Raw genomic sequence first — 16,416 nt, 5'->3', positions numbered from 1 at the left:
TTTTTTGAGGGAATCATGATGCAAGCCGTACCTGCCCCAGCCGCCCTCCCTCCGCGCCTCAGCCCGCTCGACCATCCCGCGCTGCGCTGGCCGCAGCATGAGGCGGATGAGATTGCGGCGGTCATGCACGTGCTGGAGAGTGGCCGGGTCAATTCGATGGTCCATGGCGAACAGAACCGCCAGTTCGAGGCGGAATTCGCTGCTTTCTGCGGCATGCCTCATGGCGTCGCCGTCAGCAATGGCACGGTCGCGCTGGAACTGGCGCTGCGGGCCTTGGGCATCGGGCCGGGGGATGAAGTGATCCTGCCCTCGCGCAGTTTCTTCGCCAGTGCGGCCTGCATCGTGGCAGTCGGCGCAACGCCGGTCTTTGCCGACATCGATCCCGTCAGCAACACGATCGCGCCGGAATCTGTCCGCCGGATGCTCACTAGCCGCACTCGCGCGATTCTGTGTGTGCATCTCGCGGGATGGCCCTGCGAACTGCATGCGTTGCGGGATTTGGCTGACGAAAAAGGGCTTTGGCTGGTCGAGGATTGCGCGCAGGCGCATGGGGCGACCTTCCATGGCCGCCCGGCCGGCAGCTTCGGTGATGCTGCCGCCTTTTCCTTCTGCACCGACAAGATCATGTCGACGGGCGGGGAAGGGGGCATGCTCCTGCTGCGCGATGAGGCGCATTGGAAGCGGGCCTGGGCCTATAAGGATCATGGCAAAAATCCGGACAAATTCTTCGCCCCCGCCACAACCGGCGGCTTCCGCTATCTGCACGACAGCTTTGGCAGCAACGGACGGATGACCGAAATGCAGGCCGCGATCGGCCGGGCGCAGCTCGCCAAGCTGCCCGGTTGGCTGGCCCGCCGTCGCCGCAATGCGGAACTGCTGATGCGGTTGCTGCAAGCCGATCCAGCCGTGGAGGTGCCGGTGATTCCGGATCATGTCGGCCACGCCTTCTACCGGCTCTATGTCACGATCGCCGCCGATCGGCTGGGCGAAAGCGAGGCAGCGCCGATCATCGACCGGATGGTGCGTATGGGCATGCCGGTCGGCAGCGGCTCCTGCTCCGACATGACGCGGGAGGCGGCCTTTGTGGGACTTGATGTGCGCCGCGACGGCTCGCTGCCCGTGGCGCAGGATTTGGGGCGCCGCAGCATCGCCTTCCCCGTAGACCATCTGCTCGACGATGAGGACATGCACCGCCTCGCCAACTGCCTTGAAATCGCGATGGTTGAGCTGGAATCGTGAAGGGACAAGCCATGATGACCAACGACCGCCTGCCGCACTTCGTCATCATCGGCGCCGTCAAGGGCGCGACGACCTGGATTCACAACCAGCTTCAGGACAATCCCGCCATCTACCTGCCCGCGCCGGAACCGCATTTCTTCAGCCAGGATCATCATCTCGGCCTCGATCATTATCGGCGCTTCTTCGATGGGGCGCGGCCCGATCAGATGCTGGGGGAAAAGTCCGCCGACTATCTCGCCCATCCGGACGCTGCGGAGCGTCTTGCCGTTGCCTTGCCCAAGGCGCGGCTGGTTGTGCAGGTGCGCAACCCGGTCGACCGCGCCTATTCCGATTACAAGATGTTGTTTCGCCGGGGCACCGTGACCAGGGGGCCGGAGCATTATCTGGACGGTCGCCCGAGCGGCCAGCCGCGCTTTCTGGAAGACGGCCTTTATGCGAAGCATTTGCGCCGCTGGCTCGACCATTTCAACGCGGAACAGATCAAGGTGATTCTGTTCGAGGATGTGAAGGCCGCGCCCGAAGCCACCGTCGCCATCGTCAGCGACCATATCGGCGCGCCCTGCCATTATTCGACGCAGGTGGGGTCCGATCCGCGAAACGACAGCAGCGAACGTTTCCTGCCCTTGCCGGTGCGCACCGCGCTCGCTCCGCTGAAGGAAGCGGTTCGTCCCCTGCGCGGTCATGCGGTTTTCGAACGGGTGCGTGGGGTGTTCGCCCGGCAGATCGCCTATCCGCCGCTGCCCCCCGAATTGCGCCAGCGCATGGTCGACTATTATGCGCGGGACATTGCCGATCTGGAGAATCTGATCGGGCGGGATCTCGGCCATTGGAAACAGGATCATCAGCTGGCGGCTTAACGGCACCGAAATCTCTCGGACGCCTCCTTTGAACCACTCCCAAAGCGTCGCCTCGCTCGCCCTTTTTGCCTGGCGCCGACCCGTTATTGCCCACCCCTGAATCAGCCGAGGGGCTTAAACTTCCGCTCATCCAATTGAGAGGGGACGCAGATGCGCAAACGGCTTTATCATGGTCTTTTCCTCGGCCTTTTTGCTCTGACCACGGCCTGTTCGGGCGGGCTTTCCGGGCTCGCCAACCTGCCGCCGGCACCGACCGTCGCCTATCGGCTGGGCGCGGGCGATGAGGTGCGGGTGGCGATACCGGGCCTCAGCGCCACCGATCCGGGCAACAGCAGCTATGTGATCAACGATCGCGGCCAGATTTCCCTGCCGGTGCTGGGCGATGTTGACGCGGGCGGCAAGACGGTGCCGGAATTGCAGGCCAATATCGCTCAGCAACTGACGCAACGCCAGTTGCTCAACGCGCCCACGGTCAGCGTCCAGCCGGTGAAGCTGCGCCCCTTCTATGTGCTGGGCGAAGTGAAGAGCCCCGGCGAATATCAATATCGCGCGGGCATGTCGGTGCTGGCGGCTGTGTCCGTCGCGGGCGGTTATACCTTCCGGGCGGAGCAGGGCAGCGTCGCCATCACCCGCATGGTCGATGGCCGACAAGTCGTCGGCCGCGCGGGCGAGCGGGACATGATCCAGCCGGGCGACACGGTGCGCATCTACGAGAAGTGGTTCTGATGCGCGGTCTGGTTTCGAGCGGCGCGGCTCTCGCGCTTGGCCTCGCCATGCCTGTCTCGGCGCAGGAACTGCAATCCCCCACGACGGCGCTCGATGCGCCCGAGGCGCTGTTCATACCCACCCCCCTGACGCTGGGCAGCGCGACGGTGGAGATCGGCGGCACGGCGCGGATCGAATATGACAGCAATATCTATGCCCAGGCCTTTGGCGAGAAGGATGATGTCCGCGCCGTCTTCCGCCCTTATGTGGAGATCAACCGCAAGGGCGGCGCGATCGAACTCAACGCCCGAGCCGAAGGGGATTTCCGCAAATATTTCCAATATGACAGCGAGGATGCGGCAGGCGGCAAGGTTGCGGCGGTCCTCAACTGGACCCCTTCCGCTTCGGACAAGCTGGCGGCGGCGGCAAGCTGGCAGCATATCATCGAGGATCGGGGCGAGCCGGAGGGCAATAGCGCGCCATCCATCGGCCCGCGTGAATTGAATGCGCTGGAGGGGGATTTGGCTTATACCCATCAGGGTGCGCGCCTCGGCTTCATGGTGAGGGGCACGGCGTCGCGCTTCCGCTATACCAAGGCGATCGACGACAACCGCGATCTCGACAATGCTGGCGCGCTGGCGCGGGTCATGCTGCGCGTGTCGCCGCTGATGAACGGTTTCGTCGAGGGATTCGCGTCGAAGCGCGATTTTCGCCGCACACCGCAACTGGGGGAAATCGACCGGGATTCGAAGACCTATGGCGCGCGCGCGGGGGTGGCGATAGATCCGGGCGGAACGATCCGGGGGGAGGCGGCGATCGGCGTCTATCGCTTCGACCCCCAGGATAAGCGGATCGAGCCGCGCACCCGCCTGTCCGCGCAGGTCGGGCTGGTCTATGCTCCCCGGCCGCGCACCGCGATCACGCTGGACGGTTTCATCGGCAATGTCGCCACCTACCGGACTGGCGTGCAATCGCGGGAGGACATGCGCTTACGCCTGGGGGTTGCCCAGGAAATACGCCACAATCTGCGCGGCGAGATTGGGCTGGTCTATCGCCGCAGCAAATATTTCGGCACCGGCCTGACGGAGAAGATCTACGGCGTGACCGGGGAACTGGAATATGCGCTCAACCGCCGCATGGCGCTGGCGGCCCAAGCCCGCTTTTCCAAGCGCGACAGCACCGACCCACTGGACGATTATGACCGCACCCGCATCGGGCTGGAACTGCGCGTCCATTATTGAGGCTGGCATTATTGATATCGGCTTAATTGACGCCGCCACCCAAAGAGGCAGCGCCTAACCCCTTCGCGCAATGGACTTGGGCTGCCCCGGCAAGGACACTGGCCCGCGTAACAGCGTGATTATTATTACAGGACTCCGCCGCCATGCTGGTAAGAGCGTCCAGGCCACCCATGCTCGCGTTCGTCCTTCCGGGGCTGGGCGCGGGCGGATCGGAACATATCGTCAGCCTGCTTTGCAACCATTTCGCGGCGCAGGGCTGGGCGATCACGCTGATCGCCTTTGAGGAGCCGTCGGCGCCCTCTTACTATGCCTATCATCCGGAGGTGCGGATCATCCAGCTGGGCATGAAGTCACGCCGCCGCGCCGCCGCGACCGGCGCGCTGGCGATGCTGCGACGACAGAGGCTGCTGAGGCAAGCGCTGAAGGCGGTAAGGCCCGAACTGGTGGTGAGCTTCCTGACGCGCACCAACATCCTTTCGGTGCTTGCCGCCCGGTCGCTCGGCATTCCCGTGATCGTGTCGGAACGCAACAATCCCGCGCTCCAGACGGTGGGGCCGGTCTGGAACCGGTTGCGGCAGATGACCTATCCGCGGGCCGCGGGCCTCATCACCATGACGCAAGGGGCGATGGACTGGTTCAAGAGCGCCATGGACGTAAAGGGCTGGGTCATTCCCAATCCCGTGCCGCCCGCCATCATGGGTGCGGAACGCAGGCCCGATGGCCGCACCATCGGCGCGGTGGGACGGCTGGTGCCGCAAAAGGGCTTCGACCTGCTGCTGGACGCCTTCGCGCGCGTTGCGCATGCTATCCCCGACTGGAAGCTGGCGATCTGGGGCGAGGGGCCGGAGCGGGCGGCGCTGGAACGCCAGCGCGACCGCCTCAGCCTGACGGGACGGGTCAGCCTGCCCGGCGTGACGGAGAAACCGGGTGAGTGGATTCCCCAATCCGACCTGTTCGTCCTGTCGTCGCGCTTCGAGGGCTGGGGCATCGTCGTGGGCGAAGCCATGGGCGCTGGGCTTCCGGTCATTGCCTTCGACTGCCAATGGGGTCCGGCCGAGATGATCGGGCATGGCAAAAGCGGCTTGCTGGTGCCCAATGGCGACGTGGCTGCGCTGGGGGAAGCGATCCTCTCCCTTTGCACCGATGAAGCCCGGCGCGAGGCTTTGGGAACCGAGGCGCAGAATCGGATGGCTCTGTTCGGCCATGATCAGGTGCTCGCCCGCTGGCAGTCGGTCATCACCGGCGTTCTCGATCATCATCGCGTGGGGGCAGGATCATGAACATGATGTCGTTGAAGGGCTTTGCGCGGGCGATGCGGCGGCGGTTGCGGGATGAACCGCATCTCCGCCTGGCCGCCGCGCGGGCCGACGCCTTCCTGGTGTCCTATCCCAAGAGCGGGCGCACCTGGCTGCGTTATCTGCTCTCCTGCTATTTCGCGGAGAGCGCCCGGCTGGGATTCGCGCCCGATCTCACCAGCACCTTCCGCGTCCTGCCCAATTTCGACCGCGATCCGGTGCGCGGCATCGACGCCTTTGTCGGACGAAGCGGCGCTGCGGCGCTGCCGTTGATCCTGGTCAGCCATCTGCCCTATCGTGATCGCCTGTTCCTCGACCGGCCGGTGCTGTTCCTGGTCCGCGATCCCCGCGACGTGATCGTGTCCGCCTATTTCCACGCGACCCGCCATAAAAAGAGCTTCTCCGGCGATATGGCCGCCTTTCTGGACGAACCCAAATATGGAATGGCGTCGCTGACCGGCTATCTGAACGGCTGGTCGGCGGGGCTGGAGGGACGGCCCCATCATCTGATCAGCTATGAGCATCTGCTTAGCGAGCCGCTCGCCACCGTTGCGGGCATCCTCGCCTTTCTGGGCGTCGAGCCTGAGGGCGATATCCTTGCCCGCGCCGTCGCCGCCGCCCAGTTCGACCGGATGCGCGACAAGGAACGCGGCGGCGGCATTCCCGGCCATGATTATGACCGCAATGACGACCAGAGCCTGCGCATGCGCAGCGGCAAGGCGGGCGCCTTTGGTGAGTGGCTGAACCCCGATCAGGCCGATCTGGTGCTGGAGCGGTGCCGTTCCGACCTGTCGCCCCGCGCCCTTGCCCTGCTGGCCGCCACCGGTGTCGACCTGACCCGCTAACATGCGCATCTGTTCGATCATCACCAGCTTCACATCGGGCGGCGCCGAAATGCTGGTCTGCAATCTGGCGGAAGCCTTTGCCGGGGCGGGGCACGAAGCGACCGTCATTTCGCTCAGCGATGCGGCGCAGGTCGGCAATGCGCCCGGCATCGAAACGGCGATGATGGCGCGCATTCGGCAGAGTGGCGCGAAGGCCTTTTCCCTCAACCTCGTCAACCGCAACAACTGGCTGGCGGGAGCGCTGGCTCTGCGCCGGGCGCTGCGATCGATCCGGCCCGATGTGATCCATGCCCATACGGCCCGCGCACTGTTTCCTCTCGCGCTTGCCATGCCCGGCGTGCCGGTGGTGCTGACCCATCATAACAGCCGCCTTTCCTTCCCTCCGGCGGCGTTTGCCCTCTTCGACCGCATTGTCGACAGCTATGTCGCGATCAGCGATCAGTGCGAGGCGCTGTTGCGCGGCCATGCGCGCAAGCCCATCCGCATGATCCTGAACGCGGCCAGCGCCCGTTTCCAGACGCAACAGCCCCGCTCTGCCGCCGGACATGATCCGATGATCCTCGCCGTCGGGACGGTGTCGGAACAAAAGGACTATCCGACCCTGCTCCGCGCCGCCCGCCCATTGTCCGACGCGCTGACGGCCCAGGGGCGCACGGCCCGCATCTGCATCGCGGGTGCGGGCCCCCAGTTCGACCAGCTTCGGGCGCAGGCCGTGGGAGAGCCAGTCGAACTGCTGGGTGTGCGAGACGATATTGATGCGCTGATGCGGCAGGCGGACCTGTTCGTGAACTGCTCGCTCTGGGAAGGCTTTCCGATTGCGATGATCGAGGCGGCGATGAGCGGCCTGCCGATCGTCGCGACGGCGGTGGCGGGCAATCGCGAAATGGTCATGCCGGGCGTCAACGGCCAGCTTGTCCCGCCCTCCGATCCCGCCGCGCTGGCGGAGGCGATCCTGGAGACGCTCTGCGACGATGCTCATTATGCCGCGCTGTCGCAGGGCGCTCTCCAAGCCGCCCGGCGTTTTTCCATCGAAAACTGCGCTACGGCCCACCTCTCCCTCTATCAGGAGCTGATCGATGCGCGTCGCGCTCCCCTTCGCGCTTCCCCGCTGACCCGGCCCATCTCGCCATGCGAATAGCGGCATTGACCGATATCCATGCCGCCAGCGATTCGCTGCAACTGGCCCTTACCGCTGCGCGGCGGGAAGGATTCGACCGGATGCTGATCCTGGGCGATCTCCTCACCTATGGCGTGCAGCCGCTGGAGACGCTGGAACTGGTGCAGGGCGCGGCGGCGCGTGACGGCGCGGTCCTGGTCCGGGGCAATCACGACCTGCTCTACCAGGAATCGCCCGCGGCGGAGGCCGTTCGCGCCGACCTGCCCGACTGGCTGCGCGAGAGCATCGACTGGACCGACGCCCATATTCCTCCCGGCTGCATGAAGGCATTCGACTGGCGGGATAGCTGGTCGCAGGGGCCGCTGTTCGCTGCTCATGCCAATCCCTTCGACTTTGGCGACTGGCGCTATATCCGTTCGGCGCAGGAGGCGGAGGAAGCCGCCGCGATGGTGGCGGTGCGCGGCTTTCGCTACGGCCTGTTCGGCCATGTTCACCGGCATCGCCGCTATGATTGCGACGCCGCCACCATCTTCACCCTCGCCTCGCTCGGTCAGCCCCGCGACGACCGGGACCGGACGCCGAAATGGGCGATGATCGAAATCAGGGGAGATTTTGTGACCATCGAAAGCCGCGACATCGATTTCGATCCGGAGGACCAGATGCACGCCATCCGCGCCACCACCCTGTCCGCGCCCACGCAGGAGCGGCTCTGCCGATTCTTCGCATGAAGATTCTCGTCACCGGCGCGGGCGCGGTCCTGGGGCAGGGCATCATCAAGTCGCTGCGGCAATCGACATTGGGGTGCAGCGTGATCGCGGCCGATCCCAATCCGCTGTCAGCGGGCCTTTATTGGGCGGACGGCGCCTATCGTCTGCCCTTCGCCAATGACCCGGCCTTTGGCGACCGAATCCATCAGTTGCTGGACCGGGAGCGGCCCGATGCCGTGCTGGTCGGCACCGATGTCGAGCTGTCCTGGTTCGCGGCGGAACGGCACCGGCTGGAGGCGCTGTTCGGGACGCATGTGCTGGTCAGCGATCCCCGCGTCGTCGCCATTGCCGACGACAAGCTGGAAACCGCGCGCTTCTTCGCGAGCGTGGGCCTGCCTCACCCCGCTTCGGCCGCCGCCGAGGATGAGGAAGCGGTAGAGGCGCTGATCGCCCATGTCGGCTTTCCGCTGGTGGTCAAGCCGCGCATCGGCGCCCGATCGGTCGGCGTATCGCTCGTCCATGATCGCGCCGAACTGGCGCTGGCGCGGGAAGGGCGTAGCGGTCTCGTCATTCAGCAATGCGTCGGCGACCCCGATTGCGAGTTCACCGCCAGCACGCTCGTCTTCGATGGCGAGGTGCAGGCGTCGATCGTGATGCGCCGCGACCTGCGCGACGGAAACACCTATCGCGCCTATGCCGCCGACTATCCCGAATTGAACGAACAGGTGCGGGCGCTCGGCCGGGCGCTGCAACCCTATGGTCCCGCCAATTTCCAGTTCCGCACCGATCCCGATGGAACTCCCCGCGTGTTCGAAATCAATGCCCGCTTTTCCGGCACGACGCCGCTGCGCGCCATGGCGGGCTTCAACGAGGTGGAGATGTGCGTGCGGAAACTGCTCCATGGCACGCCGATCGTGCAGCCGCCGGTGCGGTCGGGGGTGATCCTGCGCTATCTGGACGAGATGTTCGTGCCGCAGGAGCGCATCGACGCGGTGCAATGAGCGGCGACGCTCCCTTGCTGGCCCTGACCGGCGGTTCGGGCTTTGTCGGCCGTCATTTCGCGGTGGCCGCGCGCCGAAAAGGCTGGCGCATCCGCCACCTAGCCCGTCGCCGTCCGCCTGACGCTGATCCGGTGGATGAATGGGCTTTTCTCGACCTTTCGGCTGTCGAGAGCGCGGGGCTGGGCGGTTGCACGGCGCTGGTCCATCTTGCCGCGCATATTCCCTCCGACCATCGCGATCCGGCCGAAGCGGAGCGCTGCTGGCGGATCAATGTGCTTGCTACGCTCAAACTGGTCGATGCAGCGCTGCGGGCGGGCGTGGGGCGGATCATGCAGGCGAGCAGCGCCAATGCCTATGCCCCGGCCACCGAGCCGCCGGATGAGCATGCGCCGCTCTTTCCGCGCAGCAGGGGCTATTATCTCGGTTCGAAGGTCGGCCAGGAAATCTATGCTGCGGAGCGCTGCCGGGGGGAGGACGTCCTGCTCCAGACGCTGCGATTGGCTTCGGTCTATGGGCCGGGTCAGCAGAGCGGCGCGCTTGGCGCTATGGCGCAAGCCGCAGCCAATGGCGGGCCGATCCGCATCCATGGCACGGGAGCGTTCGGTTCGGACCTCGTCCATGTCGAGGATGTGGCGAAGGCGATGCTGCTGTTGCTGGCCAGCGACAGGGCCGGGCCGTTCAATGTCGGGAGCGGCGTATGCACCACTATCGCGGAACTGGCGCAATTGTTGGCAGAGCGCAGTGGCGTATCGGTGGTGCATGAGGCCGGAGCGAGGGAAGATTGCGGATTTCCTGCCCTCAATATCCACCGGTTGAAGGCGTTGGGCTATTCTCCGATGCCCTTGGAGCAGGGCGTTGCAACGATGCTCAAGGCGTCGATGCAAAGGATCTCAGGTGATAGGGCAGGATGAAACCCCAACGTCCGCCGGGATGACATGCTATACTGCCCTTCAGCTACCGTTCGGGCCGCCGCCGGTGTTGCTGCCGCCGCCACCGCCGCCCATGCCGCCGGCGCCGACCGCGCCGATATTGCCGAAAATCTCATCGAACAGGCTGCGATGGCGGCCCAGCGTCGGCGTCTTGTCGCCCGCAGGGGAAATCTTCGCGACTTGCTCCAGTCCCATGCGGTCCACAGCCACGACATTGCCGGCCGCATCGAAGCGGACGTGCAGCACGGTCTGCGACACCGGCTTGGGGTTTGAAAAAGCGAGCGAGCGCATGTCCCGCGACACATAATACCAGTCCTGGTCACCGAACTGCGCGGTAAAGCTCGGCCGGCCCAGCGTTCCTTCCACCGATGCGCGGTTGTCGATGCCCGGCTGCACCGAATCGACCAGCAGCTTGTCGACCTGATAGCCCTGATGGGTGCGGATGCGGGTGCAGCCCGACGCGCCCAGAAGCAGCGCGCAAAGGCCTGCGCCAAGCAAAATCCGCCCGGTGCGGGATTGGCGGCTGAACTGGCGCATGAACTTCTCCTGCGGGGGCACGCCCCGGACCTTGCCGAAAAACAAAGCCGCCATTGCATCGGGCGGCCGGGCGATCAATATGGAAATGCGCGGGCCTCGGCAAGGGGCCGCCGTTCGGTTCAGCCAGGAAACAGTCACAGTCATGCCCAGCATCTTTCAGCGTCTGTTCGCACAGAGCGACCCCAAGGACGCGATGCGTACCCTTTATAACGCCATCGTCGCGGAAGGTCGGCAGCCCCATTGGTATGTGGAGGGGCAGGTTCCCGACACGATGGACGGGCGGTTCGACATGATCGTCGCCATCCTCGCGCAAGCGTTGATGCGGCTGGAGGCGCAGGGCGGACGCCAGGAAAGCGTCTGGCTGACCGAGCTGTTCGTGGACGATATGGACGGCCAGCTCCGGCAGGAGGGCATTGGCGATGTCGTCGTGGGCAAGCATATCGGCCGCATGGTGAGCGCGCTGGGCGGGCGTCTTGCGGCCTATCGCGCGGCGCTGTCGGGCGAAGCGGAACTCAGCGAAGCGATCGCGCGCAATCTCTATCGTGGCGAGGCGCCGTCCGCCGATGCGCTGGCTCATGTCGAATCGCATCTGCGCTCGCGCTGGGTCAGGCTCGGCTGCCTCAGCCGCGATGCCCTGACGGCGGGAGACCTTGGATGAACGCTGTTCCCGAATTTTCGCGGCCTGTCCGAATCGATCAGCTTGCCCGCCATGCGCAGCCGGTGACCATCACCGCCGACGCCGCCGAACGCGAGGCGTTGGCCAAGCGCTTCCATCTGCTCGCTCTCGACCGGCTGGAGGCGGATTATGCGTTGAGCGAAGAAAATGGCGCTATCTTCGCCAAGGGGAGGGTGCGTGCCGCGCTGGCCCAGCCCTGCGTCGCGACCAGCGTGGCGGTGCCTGAAAAGGTGGATACCGATTTCCTCCTGCGCTTCGTCAAGGAAGGCGCAGAGGTGCCCGAAGCGGACGAGCTGGAACTGGACGCGGAGGATTGCGACACAATAGGTTTCGACGGCCTGGTCATCGACATGGGCGAAGCGGTTGCCGAGACGGTGGCGCTGGCCATGACGCCCTACCCGCGCTCGCCTAAAGCTGACAGCATCCTGCGCGAAGCGGGCGTGCTGAGCGAGGAGCAAGCCAGTCCCTTCGCCGCGCTGCTGTCGCTCAAGGACAAGAAATGAGGTTGGCGCGGGCGGTGCTGAGGAGCGGCTTCCGTTTCCCTTCCGTTCCGCCCTGTGGCATAAGCGCGGACCATGGAAGTCCCGCCGCGCAAGATCATCCATATCGACATGGATGCCTTTTACGCGTCGGTCGAGCAGCGTGACGATCCCAGCCTTCGCGGCAAGCCGCTGGCGGTCGGCGGCGGCGGTCCGCGCGGCGTAGTCGCGACGGCCAGCTATGAAGCGCGCAAATATGGCGTCCGCTCCGCCATGCCCGGCGCCAGGGCGCGGCGGCTCTGCCCCGACCTGCTGTTCGTCCGCCCCCGTTTCGAGGTCTATCGCGCTGTTTCGGCGCAGGTGCGGGAGATTTTCTCGCGCTTCACTGACATCATCCAGCCGCTTTCGCTGGACGAAGCCTATCTCGACGTCACGCTGAACAAGCCGGGCATCGCTTCGGCCACGCGCATAGCGGAGGAAATCCGCCGCCTGATCCGGGAGGAAACCGGGCTCACCGCTTCGGCTGGAGTGTCCTATAACAAGCTGATCGCCAAGCTGGCGTCCGACCAGAACAAGCCCGACGGCATCTGCGTCGTCCGGCCGGAGGAAGGGGCGGCCTTCATCGCGAACATGCCGGTGCGGCGCATCCATGGCGTGGGGCCGGTCACGGCGAAGCGGATGCAGGCGCTCGGCATAGAAACCGGCGCGGATTTGCGCGCTCGCAATCTGGCCTTCCTCCAGCATCATTTCGGCAGCGCCGCCCATTATTATTATCGCGCCTCGCGGGGCGAGGACGACCGCCCCGTGCACGAACGGCAGGAACGCAAATCGGTCAGCGTCGAGGATACTTTCTTCGACGATCTGACGACCGAGGACGCGCTGATCACGGAAATCGACAGGATCGCAGTCAACCTCTGGAGCCGCATCGAAAAGAGCGGCGCCTATGGCCGGACGGTCGTGCTCAAGGTCAAGTTCGCGGATTTCAGGATCATCACGCGGTCGAAAAGCTTCGGCGGCCCGGTGCGCTCGCCCGACATATTGGCGGAGACGGGCCGGGCGCTGCTGCGCGCCCAATTGCCGCTACGCATGGGGGCGCGGCTATTGGGTCTGGGCGTCCACAATCTCGATCAGGAGGAACCGGACGGGGAGGCGGGCGAACAGCTCCGCCTCCTGCTCTGACGGTTCAGAAGGGCAGCCAGTTCCGCTTCTCGGTGAACTTCATGTAACCGGCGTTGACGCCCAGCCGGTAACCCACGCCCAGCCGGATCGGGATCAGCACCACGCTGCCCCAGCGCAGATAGCTGGCGGTGAAGCCGCCCACCAGATAGGCCGTGCCCTCGGCTGCCGGGAAGCGGTGATAAAGTTCCTGGGTATCGTAGAGATTGTAAACGAGCACGAAGGTATTGGCCGCATTGCCGCCCACGTCGAAGCCGATGGACGGGCCGGTCCAATAGACCTCGCGCTTGCCCTCGATCTTGTGATTGAGCGTGCCCGAACCATAGCGCAGGCCGACGACGAACGCGCCCGACGCCTCGCGCCCGGCAATATAGGCATTGGGCCGGCCCTGATCCTTCAGGATCTTCTCGATGATGCCGGCCAGCCCTGCCGCGCCCTTGCCGAACACTCCCTCGGCCGCGCCGATCAGGTCGTCCTGCTGATAGGAATCGCCGGGAGCGATCGCCGCGGGGGGAGAGTTGGCCGTCACTGGCGCGCCGGTCGCCGTGGAGTCTGAAGCGGCCGGGGGCGGATTATAGGGCGCGCCGCTGTCGGCGGGCGCGCTGCTGCCCGACTGGACGTCGGGATCGATGCCCGGATCGCTGGGCGTGCTGTTCTGCTGCGGCACGGGCGCCAGGTCGGAATCGATGGCGCTGTTGGGATCGACGGTGCGCACTTGCGCCTGTGCGGCGACCGGCGCCAGCGTCATGCCCGCCAGCGCGACCGCCAGAGCGCCCGCCCGCGCTGCGCGGGCCGATACCCGCCCCAAAATCCCGATCATGCCCGCTACTCCCCAAAGAACCCGCACTTCAACCATATTTCAGATTATCGGGGAACAAGCTGAAACGACAATGAACGAACGGCGACCCGAGTCGATTCCGCGCCAGTCCGAATCCTCTTTTCGAAATAAGCGCGATTTTTCTCCGCTGCGGACCGTTGCCATGCATGAAAGCCGCCGCTATAGGCCGACATCTAGCCACTGCTCACCTCATCCGGTGGGCAAATTCGTGCGGAGACGTGGGTGAGTGGCTGAAACCAGCGGTTTGCTAAACCGTCGTAGCCTTAAGGGGCTACCGAGGGTTCGAATCCCTCCGTCTCCGCCACCTTTTCCCCTATCCACTTGAGATCGGGGCATTTTTTGTTCCCCGATCTTAAAGCCCCACATTTGGCCCCACACTGACCCGGAAAGTTCGATGCCACGAGTCCAGCCTTCTTTGACTTCCTTTGCCTATCTGTGATTGGTCGCCAATGCAGGGAAGGGACTACTGCGCCGGAGCGGACTAGAAGGGATTCTTGTTTCTAGAGGCCCCCGGGAGGGGGATTTAGATTCGGCAATGGGGGACGGGGGTTCATGATGTCTCGCAGAATTTTTGGGATTTTTTCGAAGGACTATCCAAAAGGTGTGCTTTTTTCCTGACACACGCCTTTTACAAACGGCGGGATTAGCGCGACCTATTCAACGCGACATTCGGCACCGCCGCTTAACCGTCGTCCTGATAGTCAGTTCGCCCGCTTAACAAAAAGCGCGGTGAAGCTCAGCGTAATCGGCACAACGAGCCCGAGCACAACGCCCAGAGGGCCATATCTTGCCACAATACCCCAGCTATACGTCGCTTTTTGAAAAGGCAGAAAAGCGTTGGGATTGGGCACCTCCGAGAGCGGGAGGATCATCATCGAGCGGCTGTAATCCAGCGCTGAACCCAACCGAATGAAGATCAAGAACAAAACCACCGAAATAGCGAGTAGTGCGATCACAAGAATCTTCCTTTGATCGGCATTCGCATTCGCCAACCCAGTATGGGGCCTTACATCGAGCAGGGATTTTGATTCGGAGACTGAACGATTCGAATCAAATGTGCTTTGCGCATTCTCGCTCGAGGTACCTGCCGTCACTCCATCGGAAGGTTGGACTGCCGCATATGGGGTTCGAACGCAAAAAGGTTGGACCCAGGAACAGCTTGCCTTCGAAGCAGATGTGAAGCGCAGTTACATAAGCGAAATCGAAAGCGGGAAACGCAACCCGTCTCTGGATGTCGTGGAGAAGATCGCAAAGGCGTTGGATGTCAAACTCGGATTATTGATGGAATGAGGCCATCCATGATTATGCAATCCAGTCGGGTCGTAGCGCATCTTTGAACTGCTCGACGCTGACCTGCCCATAAAATTTGTCGATCATGTCGGGGCTGGTGCCGGTGTTGCGCGCCAGCACAAACACATCCACCCCGGCGCGTAGCTGCTGGGAAATATAGAAATGCCGGAAGCTGTAGGCATCGCGCTTCTTGCCGCAATGATCCTCTTTCAATCCGGCTGCTTCCAGCAATGCGTTAAGGCTTTTGTTGATTGAGGTCAGCCGCCGACCATCCGGCGCAGCAAACACCGGATCGCCGTCGGTCGGCTCATTATCGTCATGATGGGATTTCCACATGCGCCACAGCCGGTCGAACTCGCCTAGGCCATATTCCAACGGAATGAACTCACGAGACTTGCCTTTCCCCCGCGCCCTGATTCGAATGTCGCGATCACCCAACCGCTTGCCCAAGCCTTCGCGATAGCCGAGCAGATCGCCCCAGTTCAGATTTCGCAACTCGGTGGGACGCATCCCGGTACAGCACGCGATGGTGATATAAGCGTAGAGAATCCTCCGGTCGCGGCGGACTTCCTCATTGACCTGCTGATCGTGCATCCGCTTTTGGGCAAGCTTGAGCAGCCTGTCCATTTCGCCTGACGAATAGCTGGGCCGGGGCGATGGTGGCACGCGCGGCGTGTCCACATCCGGTATCTGGCTCTGGTTGATATAGCCCCACTTCGCCGCCTGCCGGAAAAGTTGCCGCAGCACGACAGCTTCACCCCGCTGGCTGCTCAGGCTGGGGACGCGGCGCATTTCCGTTGCCGGTCGCCTCACCCTCTTTCCAGCCCGGATATATTCGATATGCGTCTGATCCTTGCCGGGGCCAGTCGTCCAGAACGTCTTACGCCATTCCATATAGCGAATCGCGTCGGCGTCCGTGATCGCGTCGATGGGCTTCTTGTCGAAGAAGGGGACGAAATAGCGTTCCACCAACGGCCTGATTCGGTCGCCACGATCATGCCGAACCTCGCCGCGCTCAGAGAGACGATCCATATGATCGCAAAATTCTTCAGCCACGGTCCGAAACGTGCGCTGGACGGCGCGTAGCCCGTTCTCTTTTCGATACTGCGCCTCATGCCAGAGCTTCGCTGCCTTGCGCTGCGCCTCGGCTTCGTCAGACGTGCCCAGGGATTTCCTGATCTGGCCTTCGCCCCGGATGCTGAACCGCACCCACCAGACTACGCTGCCTGGTCGTTGAAATATCGAATAAGGCTCTTTCCCGGCGACCCGGCTCATTTCCATGCGTAACGTGCCCCAAAATCATAGCGCAGGCCGGTTTGCGGACTGTGCTGGCTGTGCTTGAAATGTGCTAGATCAGCCCCTTCCGGCATAAGCCGCAGAAAGTTAACTTCTTGATATTGCTGAAGCGTTGAAAAGCCGCGTGCTAGCACTGTGCTAGCTTAGCCCCAGCCCAATCAAAGAGCGAGACTTGCGGTAAGTTACTG

18 protein-coding genes and 1 tRNA gene are annotated in these 16,416 nt (G+C 63.8%); 15 read left to right on the top strand and 4 right to left on the bottom strand.

The features are described from left to right. Positions 1 to 15 precede the first annotated feature (15 nt). The 10 genes from K426_RS20810 to K426_RS20765 all read left to right on the top strand — a co-directional run bounded on the left by K426_RS20810 (position 16) and on the right by K426_RS20765 (position 9,918). The gene (locus tag K426_RS20810; RefSeq protein ID WP_066561104.1) at positions 16 to 1,239 is read left to right on the top strand and encodes a DegT/DnrJ/EryC1/StrS family aminotransferase; all 1,224 of its coding nucleotides are present in this window, start codon (positions 16 to 18) and stop codon (positions 1,237 to 1,239) included. Between the two features lie 14 nt (positions 1,240 to 1,253). Next, positions 1,254 to 2,096, top strand: coding sequence for a sulfotransferase family protein (locus K426_RS20805; protein ID WP_066562094.1), 843 nt, complete (start codon positions 1,254 to 1,256; stop codon positions 2,094 to 2,096). A gap of 150 nt (positions 2,097 to 2,246) precedes the next feature. Next, the gene (locus K426_RS20800; protein WP_066561101.1) at positions 2,247 to 2,822 is read left to right on the top strand and encodes a polysaccharide biosynthesis/export family protein; all 576 of its coding nucleotides are present in this window, start codon (positions 2,247 to 2,249) and stop codon (positions 2,820 to 2,822) included. Then, entirely contained in the window at positions 2,822 to 4,042 is a 1,221-nt protein-coding gene (locus K426_RS20795; RefSeq protein WP_066561098.1) for an outer membrane beta-barrel protein, read from the top strand. Before K426_RS20800 ends, K426_RS20795 begins: the two co-directional genes overlap by 1 nt. A gap of 170 nt (positions 4,043 to 4,212) precedes the next feature. Further along, positions 4,213 to 5,322, top strand: coding sequence for a glycosyltransferase family 4 protein (locus tag K426_RS20790; RefSeq protein WP_237229854.1), 1,110 nt, complete (start codon positions 4,213 to 4,215; stop codon positions 5,320 to 5,322). A 2-nt stretch (positions 5,323 to 5,324) separates the two neighbouring features. Further along, a complete protein-coding gene (locus K426_RS20785) occupies positions 5,325 to 6,182 on the top strand; it encodes a sulfotransferase domain-containing protein (RefSeq protein ID WP_237229853.1) in 858 nt (285 codons plus the stop codon). 1 nt (position 6,183) lies between these two features. Next, the gene (locus tag K426_RS20780) at positions 6,184 to 7,320 is read left to right on the top strand and encodes a glycosyltransferase family 4 protein (protein ID WP_066561069.1); all 1,137 of its coding nucleotides are present in this window, start codon (positions 6,184 to 6,186) and stop codon (positions 7,318 to 7,320) included. A 5-nt stretch (positions 7,321 to 7,325) separates the two neighbouring features. Further along, positions 7,326 to 8,027: a metallophosphoesterase family protein gene (locus K426_RS20775; protein WP_237229852.1), complete on the top strand. Its 702-nt coding sequence runs from the start codon at positions 7,326 to 7,328 to the stop codon at positions 8,025 to 8,027. Beyond that, the gene (locus K426_RS20770) at positions 8,024 to 9,007 is read left to right on the top strand and encodes an ATP-grasp domain-containing protein (RefSeq protein ID WP_066561064.1); all 984 of its coding nucleotides are present in this window, start codon (positions 8,024 to 8,026) and stop codon (positions 9,005 to 9,007) included. The genes K426_RS20775 and K426_RS20770 overlap by 4 nt, the downstream gene beginning before the upstream one ends. After that, positions 9,004 to 9,918 carry an NAD-dependent epimerase/dehydratase family protein gene (locus tag K426_RS20765; protein WP_066561062.1) on the top strand — a complete coding sequence of 305 codons (915 nt, stop codon included), beginning with the start codon at positions 9,004 to 9,006 and terminating at the stop codon, positions 9,916 to 9,918. Before K426_RS20770 ends, K426_RS20765 begins: the two co-directional genes overlap by 4 nt. Before the next feature lie 39 nt (positions 9,919 to 9,957). On the opposite strand, the gene K426_RS20760 is transcribed toward K426_RS20765, so the two are convergent. Next, on the bottom strand, positions 9,958 to 10,527 hold the full coding sequence (locus tag K426_RS20760) for an outer membrane protein assembly factor BamE (protein WP_066562092.1): 570 nt from the start codon (positions 10,525 to 10,527) through the stop codon (positions 9,958 to 9,960). 88 nt (positions 10,528 to 10,615) lie between these two features. On the opposite strand from K426_RS20760, the gene K426_RS20755 reads away from it, so the two are divergent. The 3 genes from K426_RS20755 to dinB all read left to right on the top strand — a co-directional run bounded on the left by K426_RS20755 (position 10,616) and on the right by dinB (position 12,807). Then, entirely contained in the window at positions 10,616 to 11,131 is a 516-nt protein-coding gene (locus K426_RS20755) for a ubiquinol-cytochrome C chaperone family protein (protein WP_066562093.1), read from the top strand. Next, a complete protein-coding gene (locus K426_RS20750) occupies positions 11,128 to 11,652 on the top strand; it encodes a YceD family protein (protein ID WP_066561060.1) in 525 nt (174 codons plus the stop codon). Before K426_RS20755 ends, K426_RS20750 begins: the two co-directional genes overlap by 4 nt. Positions 11,653 to 11,724: 72 nt before the next feature. Then, the gene (dinB, locus tag K426_RS20745) at positions 11,725 to 12,807 is read left to right on the top strand and encodes a DNA polymerase IV (RefSeq protein ID WP_066561058.1); all 1,083 of its coding nucleotides are present in this window, start codon (positions 11,725 to 11,727) and stop codon (positions 12,805 to 12,807) included. Positions 12,808 to 12,811: 4 nt separating this feature from the next. Here dinB and K426_RS20740 read toward each other — a convergent pair whose 3' ends face one another. Next, the gene (locus K426_RS20740) at positions 12,812 to 13,624 is read right to left on the bottom strand and encodes a DUF1134 domain-containing protein (RefSeq protein WP_066561048.1); all 813 of its coding nucleotides are present in this window, start codon (positions 13,622 to 13,624) and stop codon (positions 12,812 to 12,814) included. 230 nt (positions 13,625 to 13,854) lie between these two features. Here K426_RS20740 and K426_RS20735 point away from each other — a divergent pair. Beyond that, positions 13,855 to 13,946: transfer RNA gene (locus K426_RS20735), tRNA-Ser, on the top strand. 397 nt (positions 13,947 to 14,343) lie between these two features. Here the strand turns inward: K426_RS20735 and K426_RS20730 are convergent. Continuing rightward, entirely contained in the window at positions 14,344 to 14,598 is a 255-nt protein-coding gene (locus K426_RS20730; RefSeq protein ID WP_145907448.1) for a hypothetical protein, read from the bottom strand. A 100-nt stretch (positions 14,599 to 14,698) separates the two neighbouring features. Here K426_RS20730 and K426_RS32870 point away from each other — a divergent pair, with 100 nt between their 5' ends. Then, positions 14,699 to 14,932, top strand: coding sequence for a helix-turn-helix domain-containing protein (locus K426_RS32870; protein ID WP_066561042.1), 234 nt, complete (start codon positions 14,699 to 14,701; stop codon positions 14,930 to 14,932). Positions 14,933 to 14,944: 12 nt separating this feature from the next. Here the strand turns inward: K426_RS32870 and K426_RS20720 are convergent, their stop codons facing one another. Further along, positions 14,945 to 16,141: a tyrosine-type recombinase/integrase gene (locus K426_RS20720; RefSeq protein WP_066562090.1), complete on the bottom strand. Its 1,197-nt coding sequence runs from the start codon at positions 16,139 to 16,141 to the stop codon at positions 14,945 to 14,947. Positions 16,142 to 16,416 lie beyond the last annotated feature (275 nt).

Source organism: Sphingobium sp. TKS (genome assembly GCF_001563265.1).
In the GTDB taxonomy this organism is placed as follows: Bacteria; Pseudomonadota; Alphaproteobacteria; order Sphingomonadales; family Sphingomonadaceae; genus Sphingobium.
This window is presented reverse-complemented; position numbering and strand designations above follow the sequence as displayed.

Excerpts from the sequence above, each read along its gene's own strand:
- K426_RS20760 (WP_066562092.1), bottom strand. The coding sequence starts at position 10,527 with ATGGCGGCTTTGTTTTTCGGCAAGGTCCGGGGCGTGCCCCCGCAGGAG.
- K426_RS20780 (WP_066561069.1), top strand. The coding sequence starts at position 6,184 with ATGCGCATCTGTTCGATCATCACCAGCTTCACATCGGGCGGCGCCGAA.
- K426_RS20785 (WP_237229853.1), top strand. The coding sequence starts at position 5,325 with ATGATGTCGTTGAAGGGCTTTGCGCGGGCGATGCGGCGGCGGTTGCGG.
- dinB (WP_066561058.1), top strand. The coding sequence starts at position 11,725 with ATGGAAGTCCCGCCGCGCAAGATCATCCATATCGACATGGATGCCTTT.
- K426_RS20790 (WP_237229854.1), top strand. The coding sequence starts at position 4,213 with ATGCTCGCGTTCGTCCTTCCGGGGCTGGGCGCGGGCGGATCGGAACAT.
- K426_RS20810 (WP_066561104.1), top strand. The coding sequence starts at position 16 with ATGATGCAAGCCGTACCTGCCCCAGCCGCCCTCCCTCCGCGCCTCAGC.
- K426_RS20765 (WP_066561062.1), top strand. The coding sequence starts at position 9,004 with ATGAGCGGCGACGCTCCCTTGCTGGCCCTGACCGGCGGTTCGGGCTTT.
- K426_RS20770 (WP_066561064.1), top strand. The coding sequence starts at position 8,024 with ATGAAGATTCTCGTCACCGGCGCGGGCGCGGTCCTGGGGCAGGGCATC.
- K426_RS20800 (WP_066561101.1), top strand. The coding sequence starts at position 2,247 with ATGCGCAAACGGCTTTATCATGGTCTTTTCCTCGGCCTTTTTGCTCTG.
- K426_RS20795 (WP_066561098.1), top strand. The coding sequence starts at position 2,822 with ATGCGCGGTCTGGTTTCGAGCGGCGCGGCTCTCGCGCTTGGCCTCGCC.
- K426_RS20740 (WP_066561048.1), bottom strand. The coding sequence starts at position 13,624 with ATGATCGGGATTTTGGGGCGGGTATCGGCCCGCGCAGCGCGGGCGGGC.
- K426_RS20750 (WP_066561060.1), top strand. The coding sequence starts at position 11,128 with ATGAACGCTGTTCCCGAATTTTCGCGGCCTGTCCGAATCGATCAGCTT.
- K426_RS20755 (WP_066562093.1), top strand. The coding sequence starts at position 10,616 with ATGCCCAGCATCTTTCAGCGTCTGTTCGCACAGAGCGACCCCAAGGAC.
- K426_RS20805 (WP_066562094.1), top strand. The coding sequence starts at position 1,254 with ATGACCAACGACCGCCTGCCGCACTTCGTCATCATCGGCGCCGTCAAG.